General features: G+C 65.4%; 10 protein-coding genes. 7 read left to right on the top strand and 3 right to left on the bottom strand.

Annotated elements, in window-relative coordinates; all coding sequences use genetic code 11:
* Positions 1 to 26: 26 nt before the first annotated feature.
* On the bottom strand, positions 27 to 2,549 hold the full coding sequence (locus tag ABMA46_RS02240; protein WP_348997646.1) for a heavy metal translocating P-type ATPase: 2,523 nt from the start codon (positions 2,547 to 2,549) through the stop codon (positions 27 to 29).
* Between the two features lie 163 nt (positions 2,550 to 2,712).
* Here ABMA46_RS02240 and ABMA46_RS02235 point away from each other — a divergent pair, with 163 nt between their 5' ends.
* The 5 genes from ABMA46_RS02235 to ABMA46_RS02215 all read left to right on the top strand — a co-directional run bounded on the left by ABMA46_RS02235 (position 2,713) and on the right by ABMA46_RS02215 (position 9,856).
* Complete coding sequence (locus tag ABMA46_RS02235) at positions 2,713 to 5,508, top strand: [protein-PII] uridylyltransferase (RefSeq protein WP_348997645.1); 2,796 nt, start codon at positions 2,713 to 2,715, stop codon at positions 5,506 to 5,508.
* A gap of 163 nt (positions 5,509 to 5,671) precedes the next feature.
* On the top strand, positions 5,672 to 7,270 hold the full coding sequence (gene murJ, locus ABMA46_RS02230) for a murein biosynthesis integral membrane protein MurJ (protein WP_348997644.1): 1,599 nt from the start codon (positions 5,672 to 5,674) through the stop codon (positions 7,268 to 7,270).
* Positions 7,271 to 7,458: 188 nt separating this feature from the next.
* Complete coding sequence (trpS, locus tag ABMA46_RS02225; protein ID WP_348997643.1) at positions 7,459 to 8,538, top strand: tryptophan--tRNA ligase; 1,080 nt, start codon at positions 7,459 to 7,461, stop codon at positions 8,536 to 8,538.
* A gap of 121 nt (positions 8,539 to 8,659) precedes the next feature.
* Complete coding sequence (locus ABMA46_RS02220) at positions 8,660 to 9,151, top strand: universal stress protein (RefSeq protein ID WP_348997642.1); 492 nt, start codon at positions 8,660 to 8,662, stop codon at positions 9,149 to 9,151.
* Positions 9,152 to 9,283: 132 nt separating this feature from the next.
* Positions 9,284 to 9,856 carry a NifU family protein gene (locus tag ABMA46_RS02215; RefSeq protein WP_348997641.1) on the top strand — a complete coding sequence of 191 codons (573 nt, stop codon included), beginning with the start codon at positions 9,284 to 9,286 and terminating at the stop codon, positions 9,854 to 9,856.
* Positions 9,857 to 10,117: 261 nt separating this feature from the next.
* Here ABMA46_RS02215 and ABMA46_RS02210 read toward each other — a convergent pair whose 3' ends face one another.
* Entirely contained in the window at positions 10,118 to 10,732 is a 615-nt protein-coding gene (locus tag ABMA46_RS02210; protein WP_348997640.1) for a L,D-transpeptidase, read from the bottom strand.
* A gap of 307 nt (positions 10,733 to 11,039) precedes the next feature.
* Between ABMA46_RS02210 and ABMA46_RS02205 the strand changes: the two genes are divergently transcribed.
* Entirely contained in the window at positions 11,040 to 11,321 is a 282-nt protein-coding gene (locus ABMA46_RS02205) for a hypothetical protein (protein ID WP_348997639.1), read from the top strand.
* Between the two features lie 58 nt (positions 11,322 to 11,379).
* The gene (locus ABMA46_RS02200) at positions 11,380 to 11,880 is read left to right on the top strand and encodes an MmcB family DNA repair protein (protein ID WP_348997638.1); all 501 of its coding nucleotides are present in this window, start codon (positions 11,380 to 11,382) and stop codon (positions 11,878 to 11,880) included.
* A gap of 105 nt (positions 11,881 to 11,985) precedes the next feature.
* Here the strand turns inward: ABMA46_RS02200 and nhaA are convergent, their stop codons facing one another.
* Positions 11,986 to 13,191 carry a Na+/H+ antiporter NhaA gene (gene nhaA, locus ABMA46_RS02195; protein WP_348997637.1) on the bottom strand — a complete coding sequence of 402 codons (1,206 nt, stop codon included), beginning with the start codon at positions 13,189 to 13,191 and terminating at the stop codon, positions 11,986 to 11,988.
* Positions 13,192 to 13,242: the final 51 nt, after the last annotated feature.

The raw sequence follows: 13,242 nt of genomic DNA, 5'->3' as shown, positions 1-13,242 counted from the left end.
TGCTGTGCGTAAACGAGACGCGACATCTAGAGTTTCAAGGCGCGCAGCCTCAGCGCATTGCCGATGACCGACACCGAGGACAGGCTCATCGCCGCCGCCGCCAGCATCGGCGACAGCAGCGTGCCGGTCAGCGGGTAAAGAACGCCGGCCGCGACCGGAACGCCGAGCGCGTTGTAGAGGAAGGCGAATGTCAGGTTCTGCTTGATGTTGGCGAGCGTGCCCTCCGCAAGCTTCCTTGCCCGGACGATGCCGCCGAGGTCGCCCTTGAGCAGGGTTATGCCGGCGCTTTCCAGCGCCACGTCGGCCCCGGTGCCCATGGCGATGCCGACATCGGCCGCGGCCAGCGCCGGCGCATCGTTGACGCCGTCGCCGGCCATCGCCACCACGCCGCCGCGGCCGCGCAGTTCCCCGATCAGCGCCGCCTTCTGGTCCGGCAGCAGCCCGGCGCGCACCTGGTCGATGCCGAGCTTCTTCGCGATCGTCCTGGCCGTGGCCTCGTTGTCCCCCGTCGCCATGACGATGGCGATCCCGGCATCATGCAGCGTCCGGATCGCCTCGGCCGCGTTCGCCTTGAGCGGGTCGGCGACGGCAACGAGCCCGGCTGCATGGCCATCGACGGCGACGAACATGACCGTACGGCCCTCGTCACGCAGCGTCTTGGCCTTCTCTTCCAGATCGCTGGCGTCGATGCCGAGACCAGCCAGCAGCGCTCCGTTGCCGAGCGCCACCTTGCGGCCGGATACCATCCCGACCACGCCTTTGCCGGTGACGGCTTCGAAATCGCCGGCGGCTGGGATCTCGACGCCGTGCTCCGTCGCGCCGGCGACGATCGCCTCGGCGAGCGGATGCTCGGACGCCTTCTCCAGCCCGGCGGCCAGCGCCAGAAGTACGTTCTCCTCGATGCCGTCGGCGACGATCTCGGTCAGCTTCGGCCTGCCCTCGGTGACGGTGCCGGTCTTGTCGATCACCAGCGTGTCGACGGCGGCAAACCGTTCCAGTGCCGCCGCGTCCTTCACCAGAACGCCGGCATGGGCGCCGCGCCCAGTCGCGGTCATGACGGACATCGGCGTCGCCAGTCCCAAAGCGCAGGGGCAGGCGATGATGAGGACCGACACAGCCGAAACGATGGCGAAGGCGAGCCCATAACCGGCCATGAGCCAGACGACGAAAGCGGCTATCGCCACCAGCACCACGGCCGGCACGAACCAGGCCGAGACCCTGTCGGCGAGGCCCTGGATCGGCGCGCGGCTGCGCTGGGCGGTGGCGACCAGCTCCACGATACGGGAAAGTGTCGTCTCCGCGCCCACCTTGTCGGCGCGCATGGTGAGAGAGCCGTTGCGGTTGAGGGTGCCGCCGATGAGCGTGTCGCCCTCGGTCTTCTCGACGGGAACGGGCTCACCGGTGATCATCGATTCGTCCACCGAGGAGCGGCCTTCGAGCACCATACCGTCCACCGCGACCTTTTCGCCGGGGCGGATGCGCAGCCGGTCGCCGCTCCTGATCTCGTCGAGCGGCACATCGGTCTCGGACCCATTCGCGGCGATGCGGCGCGCCGTCTTCGGTGCAAGGTCGAGCAGCGCCCGGATCGCCGATCCGGTCTTCTCGCGCGCCTTCAGCTCCAGCACCTGTCCGACGAACACCAGCGCGACGATGACGGCGGAGGCCTCGAAATAGACCGGCACCTGCCCGCCATGCCCGCGCATCTCGTGCGGGAAGATGCCGGGGAACAGCGTGGCGACGACGCTGTAGAGCCAGGCCGTGCCGACGCCGATCGAGATCAGCGTCCACATATTGGGACTGCGGTTGACGATGGAGGCCCAGCCGCGGCGGAAGAAGGGAAGCGCGGCCCACAGCACCACGGGCGTCGCCAGCACAAGTTCAGCCCAGGCGGACACGCGCTCGCCGAGCCAGTCGCGGATCGGCAGGCCGAGCATCGATCCCATCGTCAGGACAAGTAGCGGGATGGACAGCGCCGCGCTGACCCAGAGGCGGCGGGTGAAATCGACCAGTTCGGGGTTCGGCCCTTCCTTGCCGGTCGGCACGCCCATCGGCTCCAGCGCCATGCCGCAGATCGGGCAGTCGCCGGGACCGTCGCGCACGATCTCGGGATGCATGGGGCAGGTGTACTTCGTGCCCTTCGGCGCTGGGGCGGGAGCCGGGCGGCCGTCACGATATTTGTCCGGGTCGGCCTCGAATTTCGTCTGGCAGCCTTGCGAACAGAAATAGAGCTTCTGGCCGTCGCGGGAAAGGAAATGCTTGGCGGTGGCGCGGTCGACCTTCATGCCGCAGACCGGATCGACGGCGTCGAGATAGTCCTGCGGCGCCGCCTCGAACTTGGTCTTGCAGCCCTGCGAGCAGAAATGGAAGGTGCGCCCGCAATGCTCCGTCCAGGGCTTGCCGGCGGCCGGATCCACCGTCATGCCGCAGACGGGATCACGTATCACGGCGGATCGAGACGCATCCGCCGCACGGGATGAGCAGCAGGCGTGGCCCGCGCTGTTGCCGTGCCCGTGCCCGTGATCGTGATCGTGGCTGTGGGAATGGGACATGGCGTGCTCCGATCTTTTCTGAGACCAGAGATAGGGCTTCCCATCATTGGAAGGTCAAGAGGTAGTTCCGCACTTTGGCGCAGTCCGATCTCGAACCCATACCAATGCACGGAAAAACGGGCTATAGACCGGCCGCTAACGCAACGAGTCGCTGCCCGCCTAGATGGCCAAACCCTCCCTGAAGCTCGACCAGCTGATCGACGGCGAAGCGCTGCGCCGCGATCTTGCCGAACTGACCGCGGCGTCCAACGGCGACGGCTCGGCACCGCCGGTCCGTACCGCCGTGCTTCAACTGCTCAAGGAGCGGCTGGCATCCGGCCGCAGGACCGCCGAAGCGATGCTGGTGGAGGACGGCGGCGGCATCGCCTGCGCCGAGCGCCTTTCGCATGTGATGGACGAGATCATCCGCGCGCTCCACGAGTTCGCGGTGAACCATGTCTACCGCGTGCGCAATCCCTCCGCAGCCGAGCGCATGGCGATCGTCGCCGTCGGCGGCTACGGTCGCGGCACGCTGGCACCGGGCTCCGACATCGACCTGCTGTTCCTCCTTCCCTACAAGCAGACGCCGTGGGGCGAGCAGGTCGTGGAATACATGCTCTACATGCTGTGGGACATGGGCCTGAAGGTCGGCCACGCCACCCGCAACATCGACGAATGCCTGCGGCAGGCACGCGGCGACGTCACCATCTCCACCACGCTGCTCGAAGCGCGCTTCCTGTGGGGCGAAGAGCCGCTGTTCGACGAACTGGTAGACCGTTTCGACCGGGAGGTGGTGCGCACCACCGGCCCGGACTACGTGCAGGCCAAACTGGCCGAGCGCGACACCCGCCACGCCAAGGGCGGCGAAAGCCGCTACGTGGTCGAGCCCAACGTAAAGGACGGCAAGGGCGGCCTTCGCGACCTGCAGACGCTTTTCTGGATCGGCAAGTATTTCTACCGGGTGCGCACGGCGGCGGAGCTGGTGGACAAGGGCGTGTTCACCGCGTCCGAGTACCGCGAATTCCTCAAGGCCGAGGATTTTTTGTGGGCGGTGCGCTGCCACATGCACTTCCTGACCGGCAAGGCGGAAGAGCGGCTGCATTTCGACATTCAGCGTGATATCGCCGAGCGGCTCGGCTACACCAGCCATCCCGGCCTGTCGGCGGTCGAGCGCTTCATGAAGCATTATTTCCTCGTCGCCAAGGACGTCGGCGACCTGACCCGCATCTTCTGCGCGGCGCTGGAAGAGGAGCAGGCCAAACATGTCCCGGGCTTCAACCGGCTGCTGGCGGGGTTCTCGCGCCGCAGGCGCAAGCTCGCCGGAGCTTCCGATTTCATCGTCGACAACCACCGCATCAACGTCGCCGACGAGCAGGTGTTCGAGCGCGATCCAGTCAACATGCTGCGCCTGTTCTGGCTGGCCGACCGGCATGGGCTGGAATATCATCCGGACGCGCTGAAGCTGCTGACGCGCTCGCTGCGGCTGGTCGACAAGACCCTCAGGCGCGATCCGGAAGCCAACCGGCTGTTCCTCGACATCCTTACCTCGGACCGCGATCCGGCGCTCAATCTCAGGCGCATGAACGAGGCGGGTCTGCTCGGCAGGCTGATCCCCGATTTCGGCAAGATCGTCGCGATGATGCAGTTCTCCATGTACCATCACTATACGGTGGACGAGCATCTGATCCGCTGCGTCGGCGTGTTGTCCGAGATCGAGCACGGCGGATCCGAACCCATCCATCCGCTCTCCCATTCGCTGATGCCGGGGCTGAAGAAGAGCCGTGAGTTGCTCTATGTCGCGGTGCTGCTGCACGACATCGCCAAAGGCCGGCCGGAAGATCATTCGGAGGCCGGGGCGCGGATCGCGCGCCGCATCTGCCCGCATATGGGCCTGTCGGCCGCCGACACCGAAACGGTCGCCTGGCTGGTCGAGCACCATCTCGTCATGTCGATGACGGCGCAGACGCGCGACCTGAACGACCGCAAGACCATCACCGACTTCGCCGATATCGTGCAATCGGTGGAACGGTTGAAGCTGCTCCTGATCCTGACCGTCTGCGATATCCGCGGCGTCGGGCCGGGCGTGTTCAACGGCTGGAAGGGGCAGCTCCTGCGCACCCTCTATTTCGAGACCGAACTGCTGCTCACCGGCGGCTTTTCCGACCTGTCGCGCGCCCAGCGCGCGACCACTGCGCGCGAGCAGCTCTCGGAAAAACTGGCCGGGTGGCCGGAGAAAGCGCGCAAGGATTACGTCAAGCTGCATTACGAGAACTACCTGCTGACGGTCGATCTCGAGGATCAGGTGCGTCATGCCGAATTCATCCGCGAGGCGGATGCGACGGGCAAGAAGCTCGCCACCATGGTCAAGACGCGCGCCTTCGAGGCGGTGACGGAAATCACCGTGCTGGCGCCTGACCACCCGCGCCTGCTCTCGGTAATCGCCGGTGCCTGCGCCGGAGCGGGCGGCAACATCGTCGACGCGCAGATATTCACCACCGCCGACGGCCGGGCGCTGGACACGATCCTCATCAATCGCGAATTCGATCTCGACGACGACGAGCGCCGCCGCGCGGAGCGCATCGGCAGACTGATCGAGGACGTACTGTCAGGCCGCACCTGGCTGCCGGACATGATCGAGAAGCGCACCAAGCCGAAGCGCGGCCAGAAGGTGTTCCGCATAGCCCCCCGCGCCGAAATCCGCAACGCGCTCTCCAACCGCTTCTCGGTCATCGAGGTCGAGGGGCTGGACCGGCCCGGCCTCTTGTCCGAGATCACCGGGGCGCTGTCGGACCTGTCGCTCGACATCGCCTCGGCCCACATCACCACCTTCGGCGAGAAGGTCATCGACACGTTCTATGTCACCGACCTGACAGGCCACAAGATAGAGAACCCTGCGCGCGAGAAGGCCATCCGCAAACGTCTGACCGAGACGCTGGAAGGCAAGGCCGCGAACGGCAAGGCCAAGGCGGCGGCTGAATGAGAGAGGGACTGGTTCTCTCCCCCCTTGAGGGGGAGATGTCGCCGAAGGCGACAGAAGGGGTCGGCGGAGGCAGCGCGCGGTCTAAAAAAGAGTCGTACTCTACGACTGGCGACCTCTCCCGACCCGCTGCGCGGGCCACCCTCCCCTCAAGGGAGAGGAGAGCATGAGCCTCGTCAAGAAATTCGCCACGGTCGCGTCCGGCACGCTGGCGAGCCGCATCCTGGGCTTCACGCGTGAGATGCTGATGGCGGCGGCGCTGGGCACAGGGCCTGTGGCGGACGCCTTCTACGCGGCTTTCCAGTTCCCCAACACCTTCCGCCGGCTGTTCGCCGAGGGCGCGTTCAACACCGCCTTCGTGCCGCTGTTCGCCAAGGAGATCGAGGCGGACGGCATGGAAGGCGCCAAGCGCTTTTCCGAGGAAGTGTTCGGCGTGCTGTTTTCCGTGCTGATCGTGCTGACGATCGTCATGGAGCTGGCGATGCCGCTGCTCGTGCGCACCATCATCGCGCCCGGCTTCACGGACGAACCGGCGAAATACGCCCTCACCGTCTCGCTCGCCACGATCATGTTCCCCTACCTCGTGTGCATGTCGCTGGCCTCGATGATGGCCGGGATGCTGAATTCGCTGAGGCGCTATTTCGCCGCCGCGATCGCGCCGGTGTTCCTGAACGTCATCCTCATCGGCGTTCTTTACTGGGCGTGGCGCAAAGGCGCCGACGGGCTGGCGGTCGGGCATTGGATGGCCTGGGGGGTGATGGCGGCCGGCGTCGTGCAACTGGTCATCGTGTGGGTCGCGGCGCGCCATGCCGGCATCTCGATCGGTTTCCGGCGGCCGCGCCTGACGCCCGGCGTGAAGCGGCTGCTGCTGCTGGCGCTGCCGGCGGCGGTCACCGGCGGCATCACCCAGATCAACCAGCTCGTCGGCACGGCGATCGCCTCGACGCAGAACAGCGCCGTCGCTTCTCTGGCGCTGGCCGACCGGGTCTACCAACTTCCGCTCGGCGTGGTGGGAATAGCCGTCGCCATCGTGCTCCTGCCCGAGCTTTCGCGCGCGCTGAAGGCCGGCAACATGGTGGAGGCGGCCAACCTGCAGAACCGCTCGGTCGAGTTCACGCTCTTCCTGACGCTTCCGGCGGCGACCGCACTCCTGGTGATGGCGGAGCCGATCGTGCGTCTGCTCTACGAACGCGGGGCCTTCGCCGCCAACAATTCGACGCCGACGGTCGCCGCGATCCTGTCGATCTTCGGTCTCGGCCTGCCCGCCTTCGTGCTCATCAAGGCGTTCACGCCGGGCTATTTCGCGCGAGAGGACACGAAGACGCCGATGATCTTCGCCGCTATCTCGGTGGCCGTCAACGTGGTCACGGCGCTTACGCTGTTCCCGTCCATGGGCGCGCCCGGCATCGCGGTGGCCTCGGCGGTCGCCGGCTGGGTCAACGCGGCGATGCTGCTCGTCGTACTGGTGAGGCGCGGCCACTGGGAGCGCGAAGCAGCGCTGATGCGGCGCATCCCGCGGCTGGTTCTGGCCTCCGCGCTGATGGGTGCGGCGCTTTGGTACGCGCAGGGATGGCTGGCCGAAGACCTGTCCTCGGCCGCCCGGCTGGTGACGAAGGCCGTCACCCTCGGACTGCTCTCGGCCGGCGGCGCAGCACTCTATTTCCTGCTCGCCTTCGCCATCGGCGGCGCGGACCTCGGCATGATCCGGCGCAATGTGCGGCGTCGTTCCAAGGCTGCCGTCACGGAACAACAGTCTCAAGATTGATGAGCCAGACCCCAGCCGACAACATCAATGGTCCAATCCGATCCTCTTGCCTCCATCCGCAGCTTCGTCCATAAGCCGCGCGTCCGAAATTTCGCCGCGCCGGTTTCCAGCCGCATGGCCTATCCGAGAAGTCTGCAACTTTTCGGGCCATGCTCGGACGGCCCTCCACAAGCCAAGGAAACTTGAAAATGACCGATCAGAACTCGCCCTTCCGGCAACTCGTCTTCTCTGGCGTCCAGCCCACCGGAAACCTCCATCTCGGCAACTATCTCGGCGCCATCCGCAAGTTCGTCGCCCTGCAGGACGACTACGACTGCATCTATTGCGTCGTCGATCTGCATTCGCTGACCGCGCAGATGGTCTATGACGACCTCGCCGACCAGACGCGCCAGATCACCGCCGCCTTCCTCGCCTCCGGCATCGACCCGAAGAAGCATATCGTCTTCAACCAGAGCCGGGTGAAGCAGCACGCCGAACTCGCCTGGATATTCAACTGCGTGGCGCGCATCGGCTGGATGAACCGCATGACGCAGTTCAAGGACAAGGCCGGCAAGGACCGCGAGAACGCCTCGCTCGGCCTGCTCGCCTATCCGAGCCTGATGGCCGCCGACATCCTTGTCTACCGCGCCACCCATGTGCCCGTCGGCGAGGACCAGAAGCAGCATCTGGAATTGACCCGCGACATAGCCCAGAAGTTCAACAACGATTTTTCCGGTCGCATCGCCGAACTCGGCGTCGGCGTGGAAATGAAGGTCGGCGACGAGACCGTCGACGGTTTCTTCCCGATCACCGAGCCGGTGATCGGCGGCCCGGCGGCGCGCATCATGAGCCTGCGCGACGGATCGAAGAAAATGTCGAAGTCCGACCCTTCCGATCTTTCGCGCATCAACCTGACCGACGACGCCGACACGATCTCCAAGAAGATCAGGAAAGCCAAGACCGACCCCGACGCCCTACCGAGCGAAATCGCCGGGCTGGAAGGGCGACCCGAGGCGAGGAACCTCGTCGGCATCTATGCAGGTCTCGCCGATCTGTCGAACGAGCAGGTGCTAGCCGAATTCGGCGGCCAGCAATTTTCCGCCTTCAAGCCGGCGCTGGCCGATCTTGCAGTAGAAAAGCTTGCTCCGGTGGCCGCCGAGATGCGCCGCATCATGGCCGACACCGTCTATGTCGATGCCGTGCTGAAGGACGGCGGCGAGCGCGCCGGCGTGCTGGCCGAGGAGACCATGAAGTCAGTGCGCGACATCATCGGGCTGGTGCAGGACTGAGGGCCACAGAGTCCGCAACGCATGATATGGCGACAGCCACCGGCTTGCCGCCGCCCGGCGCGGGTGGCAGATTGCGCCCAGCCGAATTCGGGGCCGTCAGGCCCGTGACCAGGGAGACAGGATGGTATCCAAACGCCTCAGCCGGCAGGCCGGCCACCGCCGCAAGTTCCTGGCGATCGTGGACTCGACGCCCGAATGCGAACGCGCGGTAGCCTATGCGTCGATGCGCGCGCAGAGCACGGGCGGCGTCCTGGTGCTGCTCTATGTCATTGAGCCGGACGATTTCCAGCACTGGCTGGGCGTGGAGAAGATCATGCGCGAGGAGGCGACCGCCGCAGCCCGCAGTGCGCTCGATTCCTACGCCAGCAAGATCCGCCAGGATCTCGGCATCGAGCCCGAGCTGGCGGTACGCGAGGGGAAGCCGACGGAGGAGATCCACAAGCTGATCGAGGAGGATCAGGATATCGCCATCCTCGTGCTGGCGGCCAGTGCTGGCAAGGAGGGACCGGGGCCGCTGGTGACCTCGGTGGCCGGCAAGGGTGCCGCCTTCCCGATCCCCGTCACCGTGGTGCCGCAGAACCTTTCCGATGAGGATCTGGAAAACCTCGCCTGAACGCCCGATATGACGGCAGGAGCCTTTGCCGACCTCTGCGGTTATGCTCCATGGTTTCGCTTGAACGGCGTTTCGTTTGCGCCTATTTAGAACCATTCCAAAGTAATGCCCGTGAAGGGCGCGGAGATGGCCATGTTCATCCAGACCGAATCGACTCCCAATCCGGCAACGCTGAAGTTCCTGCCCGGCAAGGAGGTGCTGGTGGAAGGCACCGCGGATTTCCGCGACGCGGACAGCGCGGCCGAAGCGTCGCCGCTGGCGGCGCGGTTGTTTTCGATCCCCGGCGTGACCGGCGTGTTCTTCGGCTACGATTTCATCACCATCACCAAGGACGGGCCGGACTGGCAGCATCTCAAGCCGGCGATCCTCGGCGCCATCATGGAGCATTTCATGTCCGGTCAGCCGGTGATGAGCCGCACCGGGTCGAGCGCCGACACCGCGCAGGGCGACGGCGAGTTCTACGACGCGGCGGACGAGGAGATCGTCGTCACCATCAAGGAACTGCTCGACACGCGCGTGCGCCCGGCCGTGGCGCAAGATGGCGGTGACATCACCTTCCGCGGCTACGAGAACGGCATCGTGTTCCTGCACATGAAGGGCGCCTGCGCCGGCTGCCCGTCGTCCACTGCGACGCTCAAGCACGGCATCCAGAACCTTCTGCGCCATTTCGTCCCCGAGGTGCAGCAGGTCGAGCAGGTGGCGTAGGAACCTCTTCCCCCCCTCTGCACGCATTCACACGATAGAGCATTCCGGCGAATACAGAATCGCCTTCAATGCTCTATCTCTTTGTTTTTACGTAGTTCCGGGCGCAAACCGCTGCGCACTTTGCTGGAATTGCTCTAGTAGATCGACCTCCGTCCGCTCCGAATCAAGCAGAGACGGCGCAACAAAAAACCGGGCCTTGCGAGCCCGGTTTTCTGGTGTGGACGTCCGTGTTGCCTAGACGGTCCGCGTACGAAACTTCTGTTACTTCACGATCACCTTGGCGCCGACCTCGGCGCGGTTGTAGAGATCGATGATGTCCTGGTTCATCAAGCGGATGCAGCCGGACGACATGGCATGGCCGATCGAGTTCCATTCCGGGCTGCCATGCAGCCGGTAGCCGGAATCGCCGCCCTTGTTGAACAGGTACATGGCGCGCGCGCCGAGCGGGTTGGTGAGGCCCGGCGGCATGCCGCCCCGCCATTTGGCGAGCTCGGGCTGACGCTTGATCATGGCCGAGGGCGGCGTCCAGGTCGGCCACTCGCGCTTGAGCGCGATATGGGCCGTTCCGTGCCACTCGAAACCCTCGCGGCCGACGCCGATGCCGTAGCGCATCGCCTCGCCGCCGCCCATCACGTAGTATAGGAACTTCTCGTTCGTATCGACGATGATGGTGCCCGGCTTCTCGTCCGTCTCGAAACTGACGATCTGGCGATGGTACTTGCGCGGTACCTTGGAAATCGGAATGCGCGGCAACTGGTAGCCGGCATCGGTGCGCGGGCCGTAGTCGTCGGAGAACATGCGCATGTTGCCGATGGTGCTGCAGCCGGCCAGAGCGGTGGCCATGACCGCGGCAAGGATGAGAGATTTCACGCGCATGAGTAAGTCCGTCGTCCCGCCCGAATGCGGCGGTTTCACCGCCTGGTTGATTCATTCATGCGGGCAATTCCCCGGCTTGCCAAGCAACTGATGGCGGACCACTCGCCGTTCCGTGCACGTAAACGAAATGGTATGGTATTTTGGCAACAGGGTCTCACGGATTCGTGAGTGAAATCAACAAGCCTGCTGAATGCGATCGTCCACGCGCCTCCCCACGGCCGTCATCCTGCCGGAAATGGTTGCTTCAACCGCGCGGTGGATCGCTGGAGAATTCTCCCGATACCCGTCCTATCGCCGGAGCCCAGCCATGCACCGCCACCCCCATGTCCTAAACGCCGCCTCGAATCTGCTCGGCATCTGCTTCGTGCTGATCGGTGCGCTGAAATTCACCCGTTCCGACGCCACCTCCTTCGCCGACGAGACGGCGTGGCTGTCGGCAGCGCTGTTCCTGACCTCGATCGTGGCCTCCTACGCCGCCATCCGCTCCAATGAAGCCAACCGGCTGCAGAACCTGACCGCCGACATCGCCTTCTTCGGCGGCGTGGCGATGCTGGCGTTGGCCATGGTGATCACGGCGGTGGTGCTGTGAGGCCGATCGCCGCTGGAAAACAGGTTCAAACCGTGAACAGAATCGGCCATACTGGGCCATGCCCATCGTTTCGCCCCTGCACCAGAATCCCCTGATCGACGGCCGCCAGTCGGAGCGCGCCATGCTGGTCAGGCGGGGCGTGCAGCGGCTGCTGGCAGAGATGGGCGCGCATGTGCTGCCTGAGCTTTCGCTGGCCACCGGGCGGCGCGCCGACCTCGTGGCGCTGACCCGGGCCGGCGACATCTGGATCATCGAGATCAAGTCGTCGGTGGAGGATTTCCGGGTCGACCGCAAATGGCCGGACTACCGGCTGCATTCCGACCGCTTCTTCTTCGCCACCCATCCTGACGTGCCGGCGGATATCTTTCCCGACGAATGCGGCTTCATCCTCTCGGACGGCTACGGCGCGGAGATCCTGCGCGACGCACCCGAGCACCGCATGGCTGCGGCGACGCGCAAGGCGTTGATGCTGCGGATCGCGCGGGCGGGCGCGGCGCGATTGCTTGCCGCCGAGCTTGCCGGCGTGCCGGTGCCGGCGCTGGACGGCGAGAGCGAATAAAGCACGTCTCCCGAAAGCGAACGCCGGTTTCGGGACAAAGACACGCGTGAGTTCGGGAAGCTGAAGCGCAGGGAGCGGACCTGGAAGATCGCGAGGCGCTTCGGGTCAGGACGCTTCCGCCTCCCCTTCGGAGACGGCGGGGGTCGGCGCCATCATCAGCACGGCAGCGCCGAGCAGAGCCGCCACCAGTGACCCGACAAGGATGCCGACCTTTACCGCACTCTGAAGCGTCTCGCTTCCCTCGAAGGCGAGGAGGCCGATGAACAGGCTCATGGTGAAGCCGATGCCGCACAGGAGCGCGATGCCGACCATATGCGTCCAATTTGCATAGCGCGGCAGATCGGCGAGCTTCAGCACGACGGCGAGCGCGGCGGCGGCCATCACGCCGACCAGCTTGCCCAGCACCAGACCGGCGGCAACGCCGAGCGTGAGAGGCTCGGCCAGATTCGACAGGCCGACGCCCGCCAGCGAGACGCCGGCATTGGCGAAGCCGAAGATCGGGATGATGACGAAGGGCACGACCGCGTGCAGCGCGTGCTCCAATCTGTGCAGCGGTGAAGCCTCGATATCCTTCGCGATGCCGGGCGAGGGGCGAAGCGGTACGGTGAGGGCCAGCGCCACGCCGGCCAGGGTGGCGTGGACGCCGGATTTCAGCACGAAGATCCAGAGTGCTACGCCGAGCACAATATAGGGCGCCAGCGACAGCACGCCCATGCGGTTGAGCACGACCAGCACGGCGATGACGACGAAGGCCGCCGCCAGCCATGCAAGCGACAGGCCGGAGGTGTAGAACAGCGCGATGATGACGACGGCGCCGAGATCGTCGATGATGGCGAGCGCGGTGAGAAAGACCTTCAGCGAGGCCGGCACGCGGTTGCCCAGCAGCGACAGCACGCCAAGCGCGAAGGCGATGTCGGTGGCCGTGGGGATTGCCCAGCCCGGAAGCGCTTCGGGATTGGCGCGGTTGATGGCGACATACACCAGCGCCGGCACGATCATGCCGCCCACCGCCGCAATGCCCGGCAAGGCGCGTCGCGACCAAGTCGAAAGCTGGCCGTCGAGCATCTCGCGTTTGATCTCGAGCCCGACCAGCAGGAAGAACACCGCCATCAAGCCGTCATTGATCCAGTGTTGGAGAGACAACGGCCCGGCATAGGCATGAAGGGCGTCGAAATAGGATTCGGCCAGCGGTGAATTGGCGACGACGAGCGCCAGCGCGGCCGCTACGATCAGGACGATACCGCCGGACGCCTCGCTGTCGAGGAATTCGCGAAAGATCGAGATGGGGTGAGGGAGCTTGCGGTCCGTCATATGGTCTCCTGCGGCGGGCCTGAGGAGCCAAGATGGTGCCTGCTGGCGCTT

It is taken from the genome of Mesorhizobium hunchu (genome assembly GCF_040081975.1).
GTDB lineage: Bacteria > Pseudomonadota > Alphaproteobacteria > Rhizobiales > Rhizobiaceae > Mesorhizobium > Mesorhizobium hunchu.
This window is presented reverse-complemented; position numbering and strand designations above follow the sequence as displayed.